Source organism: Streptomyces sp. NPDC043876, from assembly GCF_056435825.1.
In genome coordinates, this window is record NZ_JBWKDV010000012.1 from 104,069 (window position 1) to 124,757 (window position 20,689).

General features: G+C 69.8%; 24 protein-coding genes. 4 read left to right on the plus strand and 20 right to left on the minus strand.

Annotated elements, in window-relative coordinates; translation table 11 throughout:
- Positions 1 to 32: 32 nt before the first annotated feature.
- The 5 genes from AC0693_RS31580 to queC are packed head-to-tail and all read right to left on the minus strand — an operon-like array spanning position 33 to position 3,159.
- Positions 33 to 602 carry a phosphoribosyltransferase gene (locus AC0693_RS31580; protein ID WP_478803622.1) on the minus strand — a complete coding sequence of 190 codons (570 nt, stop codon included), beginning with the start codon at positions 600 to 602 and terminating at the stop codon, positions 33 to 35.
- Entirely contained in the window at positions 599 to 1,048 is a 450-nt protein-coding gene (locus AC0693_RS31585; protein WP_478803623.1) for a DUF6884 domain-containing protein, read from the minus strand. The genes AC0693_RS31580 and AC0693_RS31585 overlap by 4 nt, the downstream gene beginning before the upstream one ends.
- Positions 1,038 to 1,754, minus strand: coding sequence for a 7-carboxy-7-deazaguanine synthase QueE (locus AC0693_RS31590; protein ID WP_478803624.1), 717 nt, complete (start codon positions 1,752 to 1,754; stop codon positions 1,038 to 1,040). The genes AC0693_RS31585 and AC0693_RS31590 overlap by 11 nt, the downstream gene beginning before the upstream one ends.
- Complete coding sequence (locus AC0693_RS31595; protein WP_478803625.1) at positions 1,751 to 2,452, minus strand: 6-pyruvoyl trahydropterin synthase family protein; 702 nt, start codon at positions 2,450 to 2,452, stop codon at positions 1,751 to 1,753. The genes AC0693_RS31590 and AC0693_RS31595 overlap by 4 nt, the downstream gene beginning before the upstream one ends.
- On the minus strand, positions 2,449 to 3,159 hold the full coding sequence (queC, locus tag AC0693_RS31600; protein ID WP_478803626.1) for a 7-cyano-7-deazaguanine synthase QueC: 711 nt from the start codon (positions 3,157 to 3,159) through the stop codon (positions 2,449 to 2,451). Before queC ends, AC0693_RS31595 begins: the two co-directional genes overlap by 4 nt.
- A gap of 215 nt (positions 3,160 to 3,374) precedes the next feature.
- Here queC and AC0693_RS31605 point away from each other — a divergent pair, with 215 nt between their 5' ends.
- Positions 3,375 to 4,841, plus strand: a complete 1,467-nt coding sequence (locus tag AC0693_RS31605; RefSeq protein WP_478803627.1) for a peptide deformylase — start codon at positions 3,375 to 3,377, stop codon at positions 4,839 to 4,841.
- Between the two features lie 14 nt (positions 4,842 to 4,855).
- On the opposite strand, the gene AC0693_RS31610 is transcribed toward AC0693_RS31605, so the two are convergent.
- The 15 genes from AC0693_RS31610 to AC0693_RS31680 form a co-directional block, all read right to left on the minus strand.
- Complete coding sequence (locus tag AC0693_RS31610) at positions 4,856 to 5,422, minus strand: hypothetical protein (RefSeq protein ID WP_478803628.1); 567 nt, start codon at positions 5,420 to 5,422, stop codon at positions 4,856 to 4,858.
- Entirely contained in the window at positions 5,419 to 6,351 is a 933-nt protein-coding gene (locus AC0693_RS31615) for an SAM-dependent methyltransferase (protein ID WP_478803629.1), read from the minus strand. Before AC0693_RS31615 ends, AC0693_RS31610 begins: the two co-directional genes overlap by 4 nt.
- Complete coding sequence (locus tag AC0693_RS31620; protein ID WP_478803630.1) at positions 6,348 to 6,518, minus strand: hypothetical protein; 171 nt, start codon at positions 6,516 to 6,518, stop codon at positions 6,348 to 6,350. The genes AC0693_RS31615 and AC0693_RS31620 overlap by 4 nt, the downstream gene beginning before the upstream one ends.
- Positions 6,515 to 7,192 (minus strand): hypothetical protein, encoded by a 678-nt coding sequence (locus AC0693_RS31625; RefSeq protein ID WP_478803631.1) that lies wholly within the window; start codon positions 7,190 to 7,192, stop codon positions 6,515 to 6,517. Before AC0693_RS31625 ends, AC0693_RS31620 begins: the two co-directional genes overlap by 4 nt.
- On the minus strand, positions 7,189 to 7,692 hold the full coding sequence (locus AC0693_RS31630) for a LuxR C-terminal-related transcriptional regulator (RefSeq protein WP_478803632.1): 504 nt from the start codon (positions 7,690 to 7,692) through the stop codon (positions 7,189 to 7,191). The genes AC0693_RS31625 and AC0693_RS31630 overlap by 4 nt, the downstream gene beginning before the upstream one ends.
- Before the next feature lie 20 nt (positions 7,693 to 7,712).
- On the minus strand, positions 7,713 to 8,978 hold the full coding sequence (locus AC0693_RS31635) for a cytochrome P450 family protein (RefSeq protein WP_478803633.1): 1,266 nt from the start codon (positions 8,976 to 8,978) through the stop codon (positions 7,713 to 7,715).
- A gap of 2 nt (positions 8,979 to 8,980) precedes the next feature.
- Entirely contained in the window at positions 8,981 to 10,258 is a 1,278-nt protein-coding gene (locus AC0693_RS31640) for a cytochrome P450 family protein (protein ID WP_478803634.1), read from the minus strand.
- Positions 10,255 to 10,854 (minus strand): GTP-binding protein, encoded by a 600-nt coding sequence (locus AC0693_RS31645; protein WP_478803635.1) that lies wholly within the window; start codon positions 10,852 to 10,854, stop codon positions 10,255 to 10,257. The genes AC0693_RS31640 and AC0693_RS31645 overlap by 4 nt, the downstream gene beginning before the upstream one ends.
- The gene (locus AC0693_RS31650; RefSeq protein ID WP_478803636.1) at positions 10,832 to 11,200 is read right to left on the minus strand and encodes a DUF742 domain-containing protein; all 369 of its coding nucleotides are present in this window, start codon (positions 11,198 to 11,200) and stop codon (positions 10,832 to 10,834) included. The genes AC0693_RS31645 and AC0693_RS31650 overlap by 23 nt, the downstream gene beginning before the upstream one ends.
- The gene (locus AC0693_RS31655) at positions 11,197 to 11,604 is read right to left on the minus strand and encodes a roadblock/LC7 domain-containing protein (RefSeq protein ID WP_478803637.1); all 408 of its coding nucleotides are present in this window, start codon (positions 11,602 to 11,604) and stop codon (positions 11,197 to 11,199) included. The genes AC0693_RS31650 and AC0693_RS31655 overlap by 4 nt, the downstream gene beginning before the upstream one ends.
- Positions 11,601 to 12,884, minus strand: a complete 1,284-nt coding sequence (locus tag AC0693_RS31660) for an ATP-binding protein (protein WP_478803638.1) — start codon at positions 12,882 to 12,884, stop codon at positions 11,601 to 11,603. Before AC0693_RS31660 ends, AC0693_RS31655 begins: the two co-directional genes overlap by 4 nt.
- Before the next feature lies 1 nt (position 12,885).
- A complete protein-coding gene (locus tag AC0693_RS31665; RefSeq protein WP_478803639.1) occupies positions 12,886 to 13,419 on the minus strand; it encodes a hypothetical protein in 534 nt (177 codons plus the stop codon).
- Complete coding sequence (locus AC0693_RS31670) at positions 13,416 to 15,242, minus strand: glycoside hydrolase family 15 protein (RefSeq protein WP_478803755.1); 1,827 nt, start codon at positions 15,240 to 15,242, stop codon at positions 13,416 to 13,418. The genes AC0693_RS31665 and AC0693_RS31670 overlap by 4 nt, the downstream gene beginning before the upstream one ends.
- 402 nt (positions 15,243 to 15,644) lie before the next feature.
- Positions 15,645 to 16,196, minus strand: coding sequence for a P-loop nucleotide/nucleoside kinase family protein (locus AC0693_RS31675; RefSeq protein ID WP_478803640.1), 552 nt, complete (start codon positions 16,194 to 16,196; stop codon positions 15,645 to 15,647).
- Positions 16,197 to 16,235: 39 nt separating this feature from the next.
- The gene (locus AC0693_RS31680) at positions 16,236 to 17,033 is read right to left on the minus strand and encodes an ATP-binding protein (protein WP_478803641.1); all 798 of its coding nucleotides are present in this window, start codon (positions 17,031 to 17,033) and stop codon (positions 16,236 to 16,238) included.
- Between the two features lie 38 nt (positions 17,034 to 17,071).
- Here AC0693_RS31680 and AC0693_RS31685 point away from each other — a divergent pair, with 38 nt between their 5' ends.
- From AC0693_RS31685 to AC0693_RS31695, 3 genes are all read left to right on the plus strand, one after another.
- Positions 17,072 to 18,469 (plus strand): helix-turn-helix domain-containing protein, encoded by a 1,398-nt coding sequence (locus tag AC0693_RS31685; protein WP_478803642.1) that lies wholly within the window; start codon positions 17,072 to 17,074, stop codon positions 18,467 to 18,469.
- 32 nt (positions 18,470 to 18,501) lie between these two features.
- A complete protein-coding gene (locus tag AC0693_RS31690; RefSeq protein WP_478803643.1) occupies positions 18,502 to 19,407 on the plus strand; it encodes a phosphotransferase in 906 nt (301 codons plus the stop codon).
- Between the two features lie 924 nt (positions 19,408 to 20,331).
- Positions 20,332 to 20,601, plus strand: coding sequence for a hypothetical protein (locus AC0693_RS31695; protein ID WP_478803644.1), 270 nt, complete (start codon positions 20,332 to 20,334; stop codon positions 20,599 to 20,601).
- The last annotated feature ends 88 nt before the right edge of the window (positions 20,602 to 20,689 follow it).

The following is a 20,689-nucleotide window of genomic DNA, read 5'->3' on the forward strand; positions in this document are numbered from 1 at the left end:
CCGTGGAAGGGGAACGGGCGTAGGGAGCGCCCTCAGGTGCGGGTTCGCGGGGCCTGGGGCTGGCTGCGCAGACGGGTGAGCGGGGGAAGGGCTTCCAGGCGGCCGGATTCCGGGGCGGGCTCCCAGGGGAAGTGGACCCAGTCGGCGACGCCCCAGCCCCAGCTGTCGAGCGGGTAGTCGGAGCCCTCGTTGCGGCACAGCACGGCCGTACGGACACCGGACGGGCCCACCGTGGCGGTGAGCATCTCCGCGATCGCGTGCAGGGTTGCTCCCGAGCCGCAGATGTCGTCGACGACCAGCAGCGACGAGGCGGTGGGCAGCGCGGTGAGCGCGACCTCGTTGTGCCCGTGGTCGAGGAGGACCCTGCCGGTGGCGGCCTGCTGGATGCCCACCGGCGCGTTGTGGCGGGCCCGGACGACGACGGCCGGGACGCCGAGCTGCTCGGCGACGACCTCGGCGAGGCGGACACCGCCGCGGGCAATTCCGAGGACGGCCACCGGTGCGTATTCGGCTTCCTGGGCGGCGATCAGGCATGCCGCGGCGAGGAACTCGCCCTGAGTGAGCTGCCAGACGCGTCGGTTCTCGAAGACGCGGGTGGTCACGGCCAGCTCCATGAGTCCAGGACGGCGTGGATGTCGGCGTGGCGGTCCATCGGGTCGGTGATCAGGTGTGTCCTGGTCACCGGGACCGTGCCCAGCACCTCGGCGTACGGGGCCTCCATCAGCAGCAGGGCCTCCGAGGAGGGGAACCGGGCGAGATGCCGGCGCAGGACCGACGGCGCCGTCCCGGCCAGGACGCGCGCCCGCTCCTCGGTCATGGGCTGCTCGTACGTGGTGACGGGTGTGTCGGCGGTCACCAGCCCGTACAAGGCCGACAGCACCAAAACCCGGGCCCGCGGCCCGCCGCGCTCGGTGACCCTGTCGCGGATCAGCGGGACGACCCACCCTTCGTACAGGTCGAGCGCGGGCAAGGGAGCGGCGGTCACCCGCTTCTCCTTGCAGCACGCCACGACCACCAGCCCGTCGGTGACGGCATGCTCAGCGGCCACGTTCGTCACCCCACAGCAGCACGTGCAGGCGGATGCCGAGCCGGTAGCCCCGCTCGCGGACCGGACCTTCCAGAGTGCGCATCCCCGCGAGGATCACCTTCGGGTCGGTGCCCTCCGGCATCACCGAGATGCCGGTCAGGGCGTAGGCCGCCTCCAGCGCGGCGATCTCGGCCACCTCGGCGGGCTCGGACACGACGAACTTGAAGCGGGCCCGCCCGGTGGCGACGAAGGCCCGCAAAACGTCGGGGACCAGCCGCCGCGTCTCCGGCATGGCCGCTCCGAACCGGGACAGCTTCGGGGAGACGTTGAAGTACGGCCCGGCCGCCACCAAGGCCTCGGCCGGGGCGATGGTGCCGTTGGTCTCGATCTCCACCGTCCGGCCAGCCGCCCGCAGCCCCTTGACCAGCTCGGTCACTCCGGCCATCTGGATCAGCGGCTCGCCGCCGGTGATGACCACGAGGTCCTCGGGCTGGTCCACCGCCCACGCCAGCAGCTCCTCGACGCTCTCGTAGTGGGCCTCTTTGCGCAGGTCGAACCGCTTGTGGTCCCAGCTGTAGGGGGTGTCGCACGGTGAGCAGATGAGGTTGCACAGGGCGAGGCGGATGAAGCACGCGGGCACCCCGGTGCTGGGGCCCTCGCCCTGGACCGTGCTCCCGAACTTCTCCGAGACCCGGATCCGTAACCCGGCGTGCTGCAGCGCGCTCATGCCGCGCCTCCCGCGTACTCGGCCCAGCTGGTCTCCGTCTCCGAGACCCGTACGCACGCCCCGTTCCAGCCGGCCCCTCCCATGGCCCGGTCCGCCAGCCACTGCGAGAAGTGGCGGGCGAGGTTCTCCGAGGTGGGGTTCAGACCGGGGATCACCTCGTTCAGGACTCGGCCGTGCACGGCGCTGCGCAGATGGTTGCGCAGCAGCACGGGGACGTCCCCTAGGCGCGGGACGGCGGAGACGGGCACGCTGAGGACGTAGGAGTGGCCGTGCAGACGCCCGCACGGATGACCGTCGCGCAGCCCGCGCAGCTGGTGCGAAGCCTCGAACGCGGCGAAAGCGGCCGACGGCAGCGGCTGGGGCCTCCCGGTCCGGACCCGGACCTCCTCCAGCACGGACACGACGTCGGACGGCAGGTGGTCGCGTGCCCACCCCAGGAGGTGCTCGGCGATCCCCTCGTTGGAGACGTCCTTGACGCAGTCGTTGAGGATCTGGTGGTCCAGAGCCTCGTCGATGTACCGCTTGAGGGGGGCCAGGTCACCGAAGTCGGCGACGAAGCCCTCCGGGCTGAGCACCGCGGAGGACAGCACGGCCTCAGCGGTGAACGAGTGCCCGTCGTAGCGTCCGTCGTCGAGCCGTCGCGTGGCCTCGAAGCGGAAGCCCTTCCCGATCCGGAACAGTGGCTGCGTGCTGCTCATCGGACGACGCCCTTCTGCGCCAGCACGTAGAGGGTCGGGTCCGCCACCCCGGCCTCGGCGAACGCCTCCCGGCGCTCCACACATGTCCCGCAGGCACCGCAGTGCACCTCGCCTCCCTCGTAGCACGACCACGTCAGCGCGAACGGCACACCCAGCCGGGCGCCCTCGCGCACGATGTCGGCCTTGGTCAGGTTCAGGAACGGTGCGACGAGCTGGAAGCCCGCGTCGATGTGCCCCTCGTTCCCCGCCTTCATGGACGCCTCGACGAGGGTGAAGAACTCCGGCCGGCAGTCGGGGTAGATCGCGTGGTCCCCGGAGTGCGCGCCGAACGCCACCGCGTCTGCCCCCGCCGCCACCGCGGCACCGGCCGCGATCTCCAGCATGATCGCGTTCCGGTTCGGGACGACCGTGCTGCGCATGGTCTCGGCGCGGTAGTGGCCGTGCGGCACCTCGATGGCCGGGTCGGTCAGGGCGGAGCCGCTCAGAATCCGTCCCAGGGACGTCAGGTCGACGATGTCGTGGGACACGCCGAGCTGATCGGCCAGGTTGGCGGCGTGGGCCAGCTCCTTGACGTGGCGCTGCCCGTAGTTGAACGAGAGCAGGCTCACGGTGACGCCCTCGTCGCGGAGCTTGTAGGCCGTGACAGCGCTGTCCAGGCCGCCGGAGAAGATGAGTACCGCGTGACGCGGTACGGCAGTTCGAGGCATGGGTGTGCCCTTCCGAGGTCCCCCGGACCGTGTCCGGGGCAGTGGATTGTGTGGACCTGGGGTCTGCCGACGGGGAGGAATCCGCCAGCCGCGCGAGCGGGGTCGGACTACTTCCGCCACCGCCTGGTAACAGTGAGCCCGAAGCGGGCAGGATGAGGCATCGGTGAGCCGCGCTCACTCACGTAGTCCGCGAACTCACGTACAGGGGGCGCCAAATGCCAGGCCACGGGGAACCGTCGTTCGCCGCCGAACTGACGCACTCCCGCGAGATCCGGGGCCTGTCCAAGGCGGACCTGGCCCGACGCCTGCACATCTCGCCGTCGTACGTAAGCCACCTCGAGTCCGGACGCGAACGCGGTTCCTCGGATCTTGCCCGCCGTCTCGACAAGGAGCTCGACGCGGGAGGCAAACTCTGGAAAGCGTGGCAAGACGACGACGGTGGCACGCAGCCGGCCCCAGAGGTAGCCGATGCTCCTCCGTCCGCGGGCATCCTCGTCCTCGAAGACACCGCGGCCCTGCGCTACGACGGCTCGGTCTACCACCTGACGATGCATCGACGGCTGCGGAACACCGGCGCGGACCCGATCACCCGCTACCTCGTCCGCATCGCCGTCGACCGCTACCCCGGCGAACCCGAACGCTCCAACGCCCTGTACCGGGCCCGTCCTCTGACCTGGGAAGAACTCCAGCTGGAAGCTCACTGCGGCGACGAACAGATGGGGCGCGTCGTCAAACACGACCGCGACGCGTTCAAAGAGGTCTGGCTCGAGTTCGCGAATGCGCGCACCCGCTTCCCCCTCTACCCGGGTCAGGAAGCCGAGATCACCTACAGCTACTCGGTCAGCGCCGACAAATGGGGCCCCTGGTTCCAGCGGGCCGTACGCCTGCCCACCCGCGAACTCACCGTGAGCCTCGCCTTCCCCACCGCTATGCAGCCCACCGTCTGGGGCACCGAGACCTCCCTCAGCGCGAACTTCGCGCCCCTGCGCACACCCCCCACCCAGGCCGCAGATGCAGACCACACGGTCTACACCTGGACGACCCTGGACCCGCCCCTCCACGCCCGGTATCGGCTGGAGTGGCGGCTGAAGACCGCACACCGTCCAGAAAGCGAGACCGTGAACACCCCCACCCCCAGCGCCCTCATGGCCGCCGCCGGCATCATCCAGGAAGGCGACCTGCTCCTCCAGACCGTCGCGCAGCCCTTCGACCTTCCCGCCGAAGCGGACGAAGCCCGCCGCGTCATCCGCGAACTCGGCGACGCGATCGCACGCGTCAAAGAGCTCCACGATTTCGGGAAGGGAATGGGTATCGCCGCCCCGCAAATCGGCATCGGCCGCGCTGCCGCCGTGGTCGTCCCACCCGGCGACTGCTCCACTCCGATCATGCTGCTCAACCCCACCGTCGCGGAGTCCTCGGCGGAGGCCGACCGGCAGTACGAAGGGTGCCTGTCGTTCTTCGATGTGCGTGGCCTCGTTCCCAGGCCGCTCCACATCGTCATCGCCCACACGGACATCGATGGGACGCCCAAGCTCACCAGGTTCGAACACGGCTTGGCCCGTCTGGTCCTGCACGAGGTCGACCACCTCGACGGCAAGCTCTACCGCTCCCGCATGGATCCGGGCACCCAGCCGATCCCCGTCGAGGAGTATCGCGGTACGGGGCAGAACTGGACCTACTGATGAGAGCCGGCTGCTCACCGTCCACGCTCCGGACAGCTCGAGGCGTCGAAGCGGGCGCCGGGCACGGGGTACGCCAGGTGTGGGGTGCAAGGAGCGTCATTCTCGGGCGCCTCGTAGAGGACCAGCGCGGGGCGCCCTGGTTGGCGCAGCGCGATCAGCCCTTCAGCGGCCAGGTCGCGTAGGGCACGCTTGACGTCGTCCGCGCTCATTCGCATCCCGCTGGAGATGGCTGACAGCGACGGCAGGTCCCGCCCCGTCGGGTGCCAGCAGTCCAGGATCTCCCGTTTGATCTGCTCCGCCGCGATCCTCGCGCTCAGGCTTGGCCGCGGAAGGTGAACCCTCCAGAGCTGCTGCTCGGCCACCCGATAACGGTGTGTGGGCGTGCGCTCAAGGACCCCGGAAGCGGCCATACTGCTCAGCGCCGAATTGACCGCCACCTCCGGAACGCGCAGCTCGACGGCGAGATCAGCGGCGCGCGCGAGCACGCTTCCCACCGGGTAGAGGCCCTGGGTGCAGCGGGCCAGGATGATGTGGGCGGTATCAGTGAGCCCGGTCGCGGGCCGCGTTGTGCGCCCGCTCATCGGTTGTCCTGCTCGCCGTGCAGTCCAGCATCGTCCGCGAGTCGCTCTGCCGCGTGCTGGGGCAGTGGCGAGCGCGCGATGAACGCGTACGCGGCATCGATCGGAGCCAGGCTGCCGAGTTGACGCGGGCGCCAGCGGCCCACGAGATCGATGCCAGGGTCGGTGAGCGGCCAGGGCCCGGCCAGCGCGGCGACTTCGTAGCGAGTCCGCGGGTGGAAGGTGGTTCCAGCCTCGCGGTACAGCCGGATGAGATTGGCGATCGCGGTTGCCCTGACCGGGTCGGCAGGCCGGGTATCCCCAGCGGCGTGGGTCAGCGAGATCGCACTGCCCGGGGGCAGCCATTCGCGCAGTTCGGCCATGAGGCGAACCGCCGTGTCCGTGTCCGGGATCTCGGATAGGACCTCGTGGGCGAGGACGCCGATCGGCCGTCGCCGGTCGAGGGCTTGCAGCGCCGGGTGCGCCAAGAGCCCGGCCATATCCGCGATGTCGTACTGGATCGCGGCGTCCCGCAGGTCCTCGTTCTGCGTCCGACGGTGTGCGTCGGCCATGGCATCGGCGTCGACGGATACGACACGGGCGGTGGGCTGCACCGCTCGCACGACGTGGTGGACGTCCCCGTCCCGGCTGCCGCGCGGAATGCCGGCGCCCAGGTCTACGAACTGGGTGATGCCGGCCCGGGCCAGGTACTCGGCAGCACGCAGGCCGTGCACACGGTTGTCCCGGGCAGCCTGTTTGATCCAGGGCGCGACCCGTAACACCTTTTCCACGAAGTCGCGGTCTGCCTGGTAGTGCTGCTCGCCGAGGAGAACATCGTGGACACGAGCACTGGTTGGGACAGAGACGTCGATACGGGAGCGGCGGGCGTAGGGACCGGAAGGTGGTCGCATGCGGGCTTCCAAGTCGGTTCGGTGCGGCAAGAGCTGGATCACAGGAGATCGCCGACGGAGGCGGCCAGACAGGCGGTGTGCCACGGGGCAAGCAGGGTCGTCTCGGGAAGCGGCGCGGACTCGACTTCCCGTGCCCGGGCCGCTGCGCGGTCCGGCGACGGTGCGAGGCCGGGGCCGTGCGTGCGGCCGGGGAGGGTGGAGGTGTTCATCGCGGGTCCTCGTCCTTCGGCTCCGGGTTGCCGGTGTGCTTGAGGGGGACGGTGCAGTGGACCATCGCAGCGAGGCCGTGCCGGTCCTGTGCGGTCAGCCGCAGTCGGGTGACGTCTTCGCCGTCTCTGCTGAGCCCCGTACCGGTGACCAGCCATCCGATGGAGCGGAGGTGATCGAGAAGCCGCCTCGGGGTGTTGTCGCCGCCCGCGCGCCGGGACGGCACCTCGGCGTGCACCCACCGCGCGTTGATCCGGTCGGCGAAGTCCGAGGCCCAGAGCGTGATCAGCCACCCGACCTTGTCGTCGCGGCCGGGTGCCGTGTAGACGAGCGAGATACCCAGACCGGGCCCCTCCGTGTCGGTGTCCCCAGGGCGCAGGTCTGGCTGCCGGTTCAGGAGCAGGCACCCGACCAGGACTTTCTCGCCGTCGGTGTTGTCCTCGTACAGGCCCACGGCCTCCGCCCAGGCGTCCCGGTACGCGGCCTCGTGGTGGTAGGGCACCGCGATCCCGCGGTCGGCGAGCCAGTCGGCGCGCTCTTCGACGAGTGTGGCGGCGGCCACGCGTTCGGCGTCGGTGTTCAGCGGTCGCATCTCGTACGGCGAGCGCGCCGGTACGCCGTTCATCGGGGACTCCGCCCGGTCCGTGGCGGCTGGTGTGGTGCTGGCGTTGGTCACCGGTCCACTCCCTCGGGGTTGGCGGCTCGGTTCGGCTCGGCCTGTCCGGGGCCGCCGAGGAGGACCAGGGAGTGGGCGAGTCCGATGAGGTGAGCGACATTGCCAGCGCCCGCCCTGCGCACGAGGCCGTCGGTCCGGTTGCGGAGTTCACCGGCGGGGATGCCTGCGGCGCGGGCGATGTCGGCCGGTGATGAGTGCTCGGCGATGGCTCGGATGAGCCGCTTGTCGTCTTTATCCGCCTCGAAGGCTCGGTGCAGCGCGGGCGGGGGCGGGGCCACCTGTTGGTGGCTGAGGAGGGCGTGCGCGAGGACCGCGCGGGAGGCGCGGGCGGGGCAGTGCAGGTTCTGGCGCATCACGCGGATGTGGGAGCTCACCGTGTCGTGGGCCAGGTGTTCCTCGCCCGCGATCTCGCTGTTGGTGAGCCCGCAGACGAGGTGGCCCGCGATCCGCTTTTGAGCAGCGGTGAGCGGGGTTATGGGAGCTGCGTGGGTCGTGGCCATCAGGTTTCCAGGTCAGGTGGTCAGGCGGCCGGGCGGCCGAGGCGGACGGGGATGGCGGTGTGGCCGTTGGAGATGAAGCTCGGCAGCGGCACGAGGTCGGCGGCCGGGACGGCGAGCTGGAGGTGGGGGAATCGGGTGAAGAGCGCGTCGAGGGCGGTGCGGATCTCGATGCGGGCAAGCTCGGCGCCGAGGCAGAGGTGGGCGCCGTGGCCGAAGGCGAGGTGGTCGCGGGCGGTGGCGCGGCCGGGGAGGAAACGGTCGGAGTCCGGGCCGTGAGTCTGGGGGTCGCGACCGGCCGCGGCGTAGTTGATGACGAGGGCGTCCCCCCGGGCGAAGGTGAGGCCGGTGGGCTGGTCGACGACGTCGCGCACGGCGAAGCGCATGATGATCGTGGCGATCGGGGCCTGCTGGCGCAGGACTTCCTCAGTGAGCTGGTCCCAGGCGATCTCGCCGTTTAGAACGCGGGTGAGCTGGCCGGGGTGGGTCAGGAGGTTCACTGCGCCGTGGTCGAGGGCGTTGACGGTCGTCTCGTGGCCGGCGCCGATGAGGAGGACCAGGCTGTCGCGGAGCTCGGTGTCGCTGATGTCGCCGCTGCGTCGGGCGGTGATGAGGCCGGAGGTGACGTCGTCGCCCGGCGTCGCCTTCTTCTGCTCGATCAGCTGGCCGATCAGCTCGTACACGCGGGTCTGCGCCTGCATGGCTTGCTCGGGTGCCAGGTCGGTGGCGAACAGCAGGGCGATCGCGTCGCGGAAGTCGTCGTGGAGGTCCTCGCCGACGCCGAGGATGGCTCCCGCGACCAGGAGCGGAAGGCGCCAGGCGAACCGGGCGCGCAGGTCCACGGGCTCGTCGGGTCCGGCGCTCTGGAGGTCGTCGAGGAGGGCGTGGGTGATTTTCTCCATCTGCGGGACGAGGGCCCGTACCCGGCGCGAGCTGAACGCGGCGGCCAGGGGGCGGCGCAGGCGACGGTGCTCGTCGCCGTACGCGGACAGGGCGTTGCGTACGTCGACCCAGATCCGCAGCGGCCAGTCAACCGGCAGCTCGCCGCTGATGTAGGTGGGCCAGTGCTGTGTGGCGTCCTTGGAGATGTCGGGGTGGGTGAGTAGGCGGCGTATGAGGCCGGGGTCGGTGACGGACCAGGCGGGGATGTCGCCGGGGAGCAGGACGCGCGTGGCCGGTCCGCGCTCGCGCAGGGCGGCGGCTTCGCTCTGGATGTCGGAGCCGGTCGGGTCGAGGCGGTAGGGGCAGCCACCCTCGGGGCCCTCTGTGTTATGGGTGCTCGGGGGCATGGTCATCGCCTTTCGGGTGCGGGGAGGTGGGTGTCGGGCTGGAAGTGGGCGGGCAGCGCGGTGAGACCGGCGTGGAAGGTGGCGGGCCGGGCGGTGAGCTGGCCGGGATCCACAGCGAGGGTGAGATGGGCGAGGCGGTCGACGGCGCATTCGAGGGCGGTCTCGGCGATGATCCGGGCGAGGTCCGGGGCCGGGCACATGTGGACGCCAGCGGAGAAGGCGAGGTGGCCGCGGTTGCCGGTGCGGGTGCCCCCAGCGAACGGCAGGGCGGGGTCTGCGTTGGCGGCGGCGAAGGAGACCAGGATCGGGAAGCCCTGCTGGAGGTAGACGCCCTCGTAGCTCTGCTCTCCGATGGCGTACAGCGGGGAGTAGTTGGACACGGGCGGGATGTGCCAGAGGACTTCGTCGAGGGCGTCGGCGAGGGGCTTCACCCCGGTGTGGACGGTGCCGGCGAACCGGTGGTCGGTGATGATCAGGTGGAGTGCGTTCATGATCAGGTTGCTGGACGGGGTAGATCCGGCGCCGATGACCAGCAGAATCGTCTGGACCATCTCGGCGTCGGTCAGGCCCGCCGTGATCAGGTGGGAGGTGACGTCCCGCCCGGGATGGGCCCGCTTGAGGCGGGTCAGCTGCAGGCAGGCCGCCTCGAGTTCGGCGTTGGCTTGCGCGGCGTCGGCGTCGGCGTCGAACAGTCGGGTCACAGCGACGACGATGCGCCGGCCGAGGTCGGGCGGGCAGCCGAACATCTCGATCATGGTGAGCATCGGCAGCGGGTCGGCGTACTGGGCGACCAAGTCGGCCTGTCCGTCGGCGGCGAAGGCGCTGATGAGCTGGTCCGCGATGCGGCGGACGGTCGCGGCGAGGGCGTGGGTGTCGACGCGCGCGAGGCTGGAGGTGATCGCGTGGCGCAGCCGGGCGTGCTCCGTGCCGTCCTTCCACAGGGCGTTGTCGCGGGGCTGCATCATCATCAGCGCCGGGCTGTCGGCCGGGACCTGCCCGCGGCGCAGGGCCTCCCAGCGTCGCGGGTCCTTGGCGAAGCGGGCCGGGGTGTTCTGGAGCAGGTAGAGGGCTGCCCGGTAGTTGACAGCCAGGTATCCGTACACGCCGGAGGAGATCTCCACCGGGGCGATCGGCCCCTGGGCGCGCAGCTGCTGGTAGGTGGCGTTCGGATCGGCGTTAAACGTCGGCCCGTAGATCGGCAGCGGCCCGGCGGGGGGAGACGGCGGCGTAGGGGCGTAGACCGGGCACTGCCCGGTGCCGGGGGTGGGGTGGGTGGTCATCGGGCGGGCTCCGGCGTGAGGGTCAGCAGGTGGTGGACGAGGGCGATCAGGGCATCGCGGGAGCTGGGGCGGTCGCGGGCGTCGCACCGCACCAGCGGGGTGTCGGGGGCCAGGGCCATGACCTCGCGCAACCGCTCGTCGGTGATGGCGGGAGCTTCGTCGAAGGCGTTGACGGCGACGGCGTAGGGCATGCGGAGGTCTTCGACGAGCTGAAGGATGGGGTAGGTGTCGGCAAGGCGCCGTGTGTCGACCAGGACGAGGGCGCCGAGCGCACCGATGGCGAGGTCCTGGAGGATCGGGAAGAACCGCGCCTGGCCGGGTGCCCCGAACAGGTAAAGGACCAGGCTGTTGGAGAGGGAGAGCCGCCCGAAGTCCATGGCCACGGTCGTGGTGACCTTCGCCGGCAGCGCGACGTGGTCGACTCCCGCACTCGCGCGCGTCATCACCTCCTCAGTACTGACGGGCGCGATCTGGGACAGGGCATGGATGTAGGTCGTCTTCCCGGCGCCCAGGTGCCCGCAGACAAGCACCTTCACGGTGCGCTCGTCCCCGCGCAGTCTCGGCGCGGCGGTCTCAGATTCGGCGAAGGCCGGCAAGGACGTCCTCCAGCAGGGCTCGGTCGAGGGTGGTGGTTTCAGTCATGCGCCGCTGGGTGGTGATGTGTCCAAGCTCCATGAGGTCGGCCAGCAGGACGCGGGTCACGCTCACTGGCAGGCGCAGGAGCGCGCCGAGCTCGGCGACGGCTTGTGCCCCGCCAGCCAGCACTCGCAGGATCGAGAGGTGCTCGGGGTTGAGGTGGGCACGGCTGAGGTGGCCGGCGGAGGCCGAGAGGCTGATGAGGGTGATGTGGTCGAAGGTGTTGCGGCTGGGTACGGACCGCCCGCCCGTCACCACGTAGGTCCGCACCAGCCGGTCGTCGCCTGCCTGCCGTGCCCCACTCATGCCGGACTGGCCAGGTTGTGGCGCGGGGCGACCTGCAAGGCCGGGCCGAGGCCGTCGATCGTCTTGCGCATGCGGTACGAGAGCGCCTCGATGTCGACGTCCTTGCCCGCAGAGACCACGAGGTAGGAGCCCTCGGCGGCGGTAAGGAGGAACAGGAAGCCGTCCGTGAAGCTGACCATCGTCTGCTCCCATGGGGTCGGTTCGTTCTGGACGAACGCCGCGCCGCGCTTGCTGAGGGACTGCATGCCGGAGGCGATCGCGGACACCGTGTCCGCGAGCTCGCGATCGACATCGGCGGAGGTACCGACCATCAGCCCGTCCGCGGAGAGCACGACGGCGTGGCGGGTTCCGGGGAAGTTCACGAGGTCGTTGAGGATCCAGTTGATGTCGGGGGTGGGGCTCATGGCGTCTGCTCCTGATCGGTAGAGGCGGTGCGGGCGAAGTCGGTGCCGCGCATGAACGCGGCGAGCTGGCGGCCGGCGCCGGGCGGCGGGGGGCTTGTGGCGGGTGCGCCGGGCTGGAAGCGGGACCCGTGTCCCCGTTGGCGTAGCGGCAGGCCGTCTTCTGCCACCGGATAGGGGTGGTCGGACGGCGGCGCGCTCACCTGGGTGCCGTTCACGGACTCGATCACAGACGGGGAGGCGGGGGCAGGTGGTGCGACCAGGAGGGCGCGGGGCAGGTGGAGGACCGCGCGGACCCCTCCGTGCACGGACTGCTGTTCCACCGAGACGTGGAAGCCGTACCGTGCGGCGAGCTGGCCAATGGCCAGGAAGCCGAAGCGCGGCGGGGTCCGCAGCTCGGTGATCCGGACCGGGTCCTGGCCGGACAGCAGGCGCGCCGCGCGCTCGCGCTCCTCTGGGGCCAGCCCGATTCCGGCGTCCTCGATGACGATGCTGATCCCGTTGTGCGCTTCGAGGAACCACACGTAGACCTTGGTGCCGGGCTCGCTGTGCCTGGCGGCGTTGTCGAGCAGTTCCGCCGCGGCGAGCACCACCGGTTCCACCACCCGGCCGGCGACGTACGTGGTGGGTTCCCCGCTGACCTCCACCCGCAGGTAGTCGCGGATCCGGGAGACACCGCCGCGGACCGCTTCCGGGAGGGGGGTGTCGTTGCGCTGCCGACCGGGCCACATCCCGGTCAGGACGCCTACGATCTGGGCGCGGCGGGCGATCTGGCTGCTTGCGTGGTCGATGGGGATTGTGATGGCGAGGGTCTCCTCGTCGCTGCGCAGGTCCTGCAGCGCCGTCACGGCGACCTGCTGCTCGTTGATGAGGGCCTGGAGCGAGCGGACGACGGCCTGGACCGCCGCGCTGGCGGCGCCTTCGGCCCGCTCGGATGCCTCGCCCGCCAGGGCGGAGACCTGATCCAGCACGGCGTGGTGGGCCATTCCGGTCGGGGGCGTCGCGAGCGGCGGGTGGAGCAGACCCGCGTCGCGGTAGCTGTCGACGTGCCCGCCGCTCAGCGCGTTTATGAGGGCGGGCAGCCGGTGCTCGGCAAGGTGCCGGGCCTCTTCGTTCCGTGCCTCCACGCGCTGCTCGCCGTCGAGGACCCTGCTCTCCAGCTGGCGGATGGCGCCGAGCCGGTCGATGGCACGGCGGCGGTAGTGCACCGCCGCCGCGCCCGCGCCCGTGGCGATACCGGTCGGCACCGCCATCAGCGCGAGGTCGTGTATCAGCGTGCTCACTTCAAATCCTCACGGGCTTGCGGTCGGTTTGGACGGTTGCGGAGTACTGCCCGCGGGGTTCGGGCTGGGTGAGCAGCGCGCACATCAGGGGGATCGGCGCGGAGAAGACACGGCCTTCGTCGTTCCCGACCCGGGCCCAACACAGGTCGTCATCCGGTCCGGCCGTGCGCGGGGGGACCACGAGCCCTCCCTCCTCGCGGTGGTCGGCGGGCCTGCTCCACTTCATGCCGAAGCCGGAGCCGGGCGGGAGGATGAGGACCCATTCGTCGGTGAGCGTCCGGCTTACGGCGGCGCCCACCGGGTGGGGCCGGATCCAACCGAGCCGACTGATGACCTCCAGCGCGGCGTGGCGCGGCATTGTCATCGTGTCGAAGCACTTTCCGATAGCCACCTCGAACGGAGCCAGCGTCGTTGCCGCGCGGGGGAACAGGTCGTCGACAGTGACCACCTCACCGGGACGGACCGCGTACGAGGTCCACGCAACTGCGGGCCCGGCCGCTTCCGAACGGGCCGTGCGCACGGCGGCCGCGCTCACAGCGCGGCCTTCGTACGGACGAGCTCCTGGCCGCCCCTCGCGGCGTGCAGGGCCAGCACAGCGTGGACGACGGCCAAGTGCGAGAAGCCCTGAGGGGTGTTGCCGAGCTGCCTCTGTTGGTGCGGGTCCCACTCTTCGGACATCAGCCCGACGTCGTTGCGGGTGCTCAGCAGACCGTCGAGGAGGATCTCGGCCTCTTCCACGCGTCCGATCCGGGCCAGCGCGGCAACCAGCCATCCCGAGCAGATCAGGAACGCGCCCTCGTCCCCGGGCAGTCCGTCGCGGCCGAGCGCCGCGCCGCGGGTGTGGTAGCGCAGCAGGAAGCCGCCCCTGATGGATAGATCCCGCTGGACGGCGTCGACCGTGCCGACATTCCGCTTGTCGGTGGGCGGCAGGAAGCCGGTGCCTACGATCTGCAGCAGCGCTGCGTCCAGCTCCGTCGCTCCGTAGGACTGGAGGAAGGTGTTGCGCTGCTCGTCGTAGCCGAGCGCACATACCTCGGCGTGGATCTCCTCGCGCTGGGCCCGCCACGCTTCGCCCGGGCCCTGGGCGTGCCCGGCGTCGATGAGCGCGACCGCGCGGTCGTAAGCGACCCAGGCCATCACCTTGGAGTGCACGAAGTGGCGTCGCGGGCCGCGCACTTCCCAGATCCCCATGTCCGGCTGCGACCACAGGTCCTCCAGGCAGGAGACAAGATCGGTGACGAGCGGTCCGACGACCGGTGCCAGGGCCGGATCGCGCAGCTGCGCCTCGTAGAGGGCGCTGATGACCTCGCCGTAGACGTCGACCTGGAGCTGCTTCGCCGCGGCGTTGCCGGTGCGCACCGGGGCGGAGTCTTTGTGGCCGGGGAGCCAGTCCAGCACGGTCTCCGGCAGGTGGCTTTCGCCGGCCACCCCGTACATGATTTGGAGCCGCTCGGGGTGGCCGCCGATCGCGATGCGCAGCCAATCGATCCAGGCCCGCGCCTCGTCGACGAATCCGCAGGACAGGAACGTCTCGACGATGTACGCGGAGTCCCGCAGCCAGCAGTAGCGGTAGTCCCAGTTTCGGACGCCGCCGAGCTCCTCGGGCAGCGAAGTGGTCGCTGCTGCGACGATGGCGCCCGTCGGTGCGTAGGTGAGGGCCTTGAGCGTGATGAGGGACCGCTCGACCACGTCCCGGTGCGGTCCGGCGTAGGTGGACTGGCCGATCCACTCCCGCCAGAAGTCGACGGTCTCCTTGAGCAGTCCGGTGGCGTCCGGCAGCGGGGGCGGGTTGTCGGCGTCCGGGGACCAGGTCAAGGTGAGCGACACGGTCTCGCCTTCGGACACCTCGAACTGCGAGACCAGGTCACCGTCGGCGACCTGGGTGGGGGCGGGGGTGTCGAGCCACAGGCGGCCCGGTTCGAGGTCGACGCAGGCGCGCTGGCCATCGGCGCTCACGTGCGGGACGTGGCGGCCGTAGCCGGGGCGGGCGCGCATCAGGGACCGCATCGTGACTCGCCCGCTGATGCCCCGCACGATCCGGACCACGTGCGGCGCGTCCTCGGCGGTCGGCATGACGTCAACCACCTGTACGGTGCCGCCCCGGGTGATCCAGGTGGACTCCAGTGCCAGGGTGCCCGACAAGTACCGGCGCCGGTCCGCAGCCGGCGCCGGCCCGGCGGAGGCGGGTCCGACCCGCCACAGGCCGTGCTTCTCGCCGCCCAGCAGCTCGGCGAAGACCGCCGGGGCGTCGAATCGCTCGGGGCACAGCCAGGTGATGGCGCCGTCCCGGTCGACGTGCGCTCCGGTGCGCGTGTTGCCGATGAACGCCAGATCCTCGATCCGTCCCACCGACCGCACAGGGGCGGCGGTGCGGACCGAGGGGAACTGCCGCTGTTGCGGCAAACCCAGCGAGGCGCCCGCGGGCAGGGGGCCCGGCTGGGGACGGCGTGCGTCGGGAATTGTCGGGGCGGGAGAGTGCTGGGACATGTATCAGGTCCTCGTTGTGTGCCCGGGTAGGGATGGGTGCGATGGAGGAGCGGGCCTAAGCCGTCCGCAGACAGCGGAAGCCGGAAGCCCTTACGGACGGTCGCCTCGTTCCACCGCTTGCGGGTCGCTCGTTCCACTCTTGGCTCGGCGTTGATGCGCGGTCGCGAGGTTCACCGCGTGGCGGCTTCGCCATCTTCTTTCGGCGAGGGAGCAGGTGAGCGGGCCCTACGGCGGCGGGGTCTCGGCGGGACCGCGACCTCGTCGTCAGGGCGGTCACAGCGTGCGCGACGAGTGCAGGGAGCGAGCCCGCCCCGTCTCCGTCCCAGGGCCTTGGTAGCGAACGCGGTGGAGGGTGGCCGAGACGCACTGCTCCACCGGGCTACACGTATCCACCACGATCTTCGGGTCGGGGATCGGATCCGCAGCCTCGTTCTTCACATTGGCCATTGGAGGAGCATCGACAGCGTCCAGCGACCCCGCCCTCGCCAGCGCCACGCCGGCGGGGCAGACACACTCCACGATGTGGAGCGCGTGTCCCAGGCTTGAAGCGAAGCGTCGCAGAGACAGGACGTCCCTGGTCCGGGTGAGTGGACGACCGTCAAGCACGATGACGGTTCCCGGTGACGTGTCGAGGTTCCACGACGCCGCTTTCAGGAGCCCTTCGTACAGCCAGTCATTCACCTCGGTAGGCGGAATGACGAGGTTGGGGAACAGCAGCTTCCTCAAGGCGGCCTTGTCGAGCAGGACTCCAGGTATGGCTTCGGCCAGGGCCCTGGCAAGGGTGGTCTTGCCGGTGAAGGGACGGCCGCCTAAGGCGACGATCATGCGGTCTCCCGTCATTGCTGAGATCACTTCCAACCCCCGCTACGCAGGCTGGGGCATCAGGTCAGGCAGGACGACCTGCTGCGGGCAGAGAAAAAAGGCCCACACTGCCTTCCCTCGACAGCCATCTCGCTCTTGGCGAGGGGCAGCGGTCCAGCTGTCTGACTCGGCCGAGACGAGGGCCAACCCGCGTCCTTGGATGCCACCCGCTGACGCGCGGACCCTCACGATCGGGACACTGGTGCTGTTGTCGGTCACCATGAGCCCCAGGGCGAAGTCCTTCTTGAACGCGAGCGCGACACCGATGTTCTCGTTCTGGCCCGAGGGCCGAGTCCGGCCGTGCACAACCGCGTTGGTGACCAACTCGCTCACGACGAGGATGACCCGGTCGATGAGGGCGACATCCTCGCCCAGTCCCCAGCTAGCGAGCCGCTGGCGAACGAAGTGGCGAGCCTCACCGACATTGCTGGGGTGACTCTCGAACTCCACGGCGACTCGCTCAACGCCGTCACTGTGCGCCAGCGCCACCAGGAACTGCCGACTCGACAACCGTGTCAACGCGTACACCTCCCCGTCTGAGTGGCAGCGGGCGCTGGCCGGGTGGGCAGCGAGGCCCACACGGCGAGACAGCGCCCGCCGCGGGCCCGTCGGCCGGGGCGTCAGGTCCTCCGGCGAACGGACAGCTTGTCGGGCTTCCGAGACGAGCAGGATTCGCCTACAACCGATGCCGAGCAACAGTGACGGTTTACTGATCAGTGACTTGGGCTGGCTGAAGTTGCTGATTTGGTTGCTGGTTCCCGGCGAAGTTACTGTTTTTACGCAGAGTCGATGGATCGTCACTACGATTTCAGCAGCCGATCCGCGCTGAGGAGGTGCCCATGGACCGCACGCCGCACCGTCCCTCGTGTGCAGGGCGGTTACGCCAGGAAGCCACCAGCCGCGGTGAGTCCTACGGCGAGATCGCCGGCACCATCCACACCCACTGTGCCGTCTCGCTGCTCCGTGCTCATCGCCTTGCCCGCGGCTTGACGCTGAAGCAAGCCGCGGAGGGCCTGAAGGCACTCAGCGCCGGGCACCCCGATGCCCCTCGGGTGGATGCCGATTCGTTGGGACACTGGGAGACGGACCGGCAGCCGCGTCCGGCGACGCTTGCCCTGCTCTGTGAGTACTACGGGCGCTGCAGGCCCGAGGATCTGGGATTTCATAGCGCCGCGGTGGCCGTACCTCCGAGCCCCTCCGCACTGGCCCTTGCGGCCCATGCTCTGCTGGCGCCATCCGTTCGCCGCGACCATCCCGTGGCCGCCGACGCCTTGGAGGAGCAAGTCGATGCGGCAAGGCGGTCGGTAGACCGCACTCTCGCAGCAGGAACGGTTAGCTCGAACCAGCTCGATACGTTGGATGAGCAGGTGCTGTGGGCGCGTGAGCAGTACGTCTACACGGCGCCGGCACCAATGATCAGGGTGCTCCTGGGCCACCTCTCCGAGGTCGAGGACCTGGCTGGACACCGGCAGCCCGCCGCTGTCCAGGTCCACCTGTCCGAGCTGACTGCCATGCTCGCCACCCTGATCGCCGACGCCCTCATGAAGCTGGGAGACCTCACCCGGTCCCAGTCCTGGTACGCCACGGCAAGAAACGCCGCGGACGATAGCGGAAACCCGGAGCTCCGCGCACGGGTACGGGCACAAGCAGCCATGCTCCCCTACTACTACGGTCCGATCGAGGCAGCAGTCAGCCTCGCCCGAGAAGCCAGGATCATCAGCCGAGGACGGCCCAGCATCACCGCCGCCTTCGCCTCAGCGGCCGAGGCACGAGCTCTGGCCAAGCTGGGAGACGCTGACGGGGCCGAGACCGCACTCCGGCACGCCGCCATCGCATTTGAGCAGAGCGGCGCCGGAGGACCGGCAGGCAACGACGCTTGGAGCTTCCCTGAAAGACGATTTCGGCTATACGAGAGCGGCACCCTGACCGCCCTCGGCCAGACGCGCAAAGCCCGCCGCGTCCAGGAGGCGGCGCTCCGCCTCTACCCGTCGAAGACCGGCATCGACCCCGCGCTGCTCAACCTCGAGGCGGCCCTCTGCTTGGCCCGCGACGGCAGCCTCATGGAAGCCTGCCAGCTGGCTGGCACCACATTCCTCCGGATCGCTCCCGACCACCGGACACCCATCGTGGAACAGCGTGCGCGCGAGGTCATCGGGGCGCTTCCCCCGGGCGCAGAGGGCGGCCGCGCAGCCCGCGAACTGCGCGAAATTTTGGCGCTTCCTCCCGGGCAGATGTGACAGCGGCCCGGATCGTCGGCGAGCCTGAAGTCATGACACAAACTGCGCCGGCCCCTGGCGGGTTCGACGAGTCCGAGATGTACCAAATTCTGGAACGAGGGTGTGCGGCCGTCGGCCTCGACTGTTCCGACGCTCGCCTGCTCCGCGGCCACACCAACGCGGTCATCCATCTAGAGCAGGAACAGGTTGTCGTAAAAATATCCCGAAAGGGAACAAACGCAGGCGATGTGGCCCGTACGGTCCGGTTCGTTCGCTGGCTTATGGATGCCGACTTCCCCACCGTCCCTCTGGACTCGATCGACCAGCCAGTCGTCATCGATCGGCACGCCCTCACCTTCTGGAAGTACCTGCCCCAGCCGCCCCAGCCGGTCACCGCGGCCCAGCTGGCCAAGCCGCTGTACGCGCTGCACACCCTGACGGCTGTGCCCGAGGCCCTGCCGGTGCACGACAACCTCGCCGCGATCCGCCGGTCACTCAAGGCGATCACGTGCCTTTCCGATGAATCGCTGTCATTCCTGGAGGAATACTCCGAGCAGCTCGAGTCAGCTCTCAGCGCGGTAAAATTTGACCTGCCTCAGGGGGTGATCCAGGGAGATCCTCAGCACCGGAACGCCCTCCACACCGGCGACGGCGAAGTGGTCCTGTGCGACTGGGACACCGTGGCGCTCGGACAGCCGGAGTGGGATCTCGTCACCGTGGAAGTCCACTGTCGGCGCTTCGGCCACGGGGCACGGCACTACGGAGCCTTCGCGGACGCGTACGGCTGGGACGTCACGCGGTGGTCCGGCTACCAAACCCTGGCCGCGATCCGGGAGCTGCGCATGATCACGACGAACGCGAGGAAAGTGCACCACGCCCCGGCCAGCGTGCACGAGGTCAAGCGGCGTGTGGAAGGACTCCACCGTGAGGAGCGAGGCCTGCAGTGGAACATCCTCTGACGTCAAACCTTGAGCGACCTGGCCCCGGGCCTTGATCCGCGCGGCCGTGGCGGGCCCCGCAACTTCGAGGGTGCGGGGCCTGCCCCTGGAGGCCAGGGGGCAGCTGCGGCTCGGCCGCCTGGTCAGCGCTCGGTTGCAGGTCGCATTCGTTCTCGAGACGTTCGATGCGCTGCCCGTGATCGTCTGCTCGACGCCGACGATCTGTCAGCCGACGGGATGGTGCGTCGGTCGGCGTCGGTGCTGTCGCTCAGATGCTGACCTCCTGGCAGACGTGCACGGCCGGGCAGCCCATGCAAGCGACCGCCCCCCGGAATCGGAATGGCTCGCCGACGCACCTCCGGAAGCAGGCCGCAGCAAACGCTGCACCAACCGCTCCCAGACTAAGGCGAGCAGGTCTTCCCATCGCCTGGGCTATGGGCGTCGCAGAGGGAAAGTGGTGTTCGTGCCCTGCTCCAACACAGTGTTCAGGATTGACGCAGCTGCTGGCCTGCTCACCTGCAAGGACGCTTCGTAGGCAGGCCCGCTTCAAAGCCAGGCCCGGGTTCCGAGAGGAGCTGCGCCGGGCCCCAAGTCATGATCGGGCCGGATGTGCTGCGGCTGGCCGAAGGGGTCCCCGCCGGACCAGCCTTTGAGCTGCTCTAAGGTCCCAGATCGTCAAGAACTCAACCCTCACGCGAACCGATTGGCATGGATCGGTGTACCTGAGCTACGGAACCATGTACCCTCATGCTCGATCAACAATCGAAGAGCGCAGCCATACGGAGATCCGTTCCTTCCCGGGGTTGACGAACCACAAGGTCCCCCGGCCCGGATCTCCAGCGCAGACCGACAGCAGTTGCGCTGCTCGTCCCTCAGGAGCCCTCCCGCCTAGTCGGCGGTCAAGCCCTGGTGGGCGAGGAACGCATCCGTTGGAAAGGAAGACCCATGCGCCACAGCAAGAGGCCGCCGATCGCGGTCAGCCGTATCCGGCCGAACGCCGTTACGAACCACTCCGGAGAGAAGCGGACCGCCGTGTGTCCCGACTGCGACACATGGCGTGTCGTCGAGCGGAGCATGATCCGGCCGCATCGCACTCCCGAAGGGAGGGCTCGCTGCCCGGGAAGCGGTCAGCGTCTGCTCTTCGACGTGACGCCGGAGAAGTGGCAGGCCGGCCTCTACGAGGCGCAGCAGGCGGCCCGTCGGCCGGCCCGCTGAAGCCACTCCGCAGTCCCCAGGTTCTTCACCAGACGAAGGAGAGGTCCATGCCCAAGTCACGCACTGTCCCTTGCTTACGCACCATCTC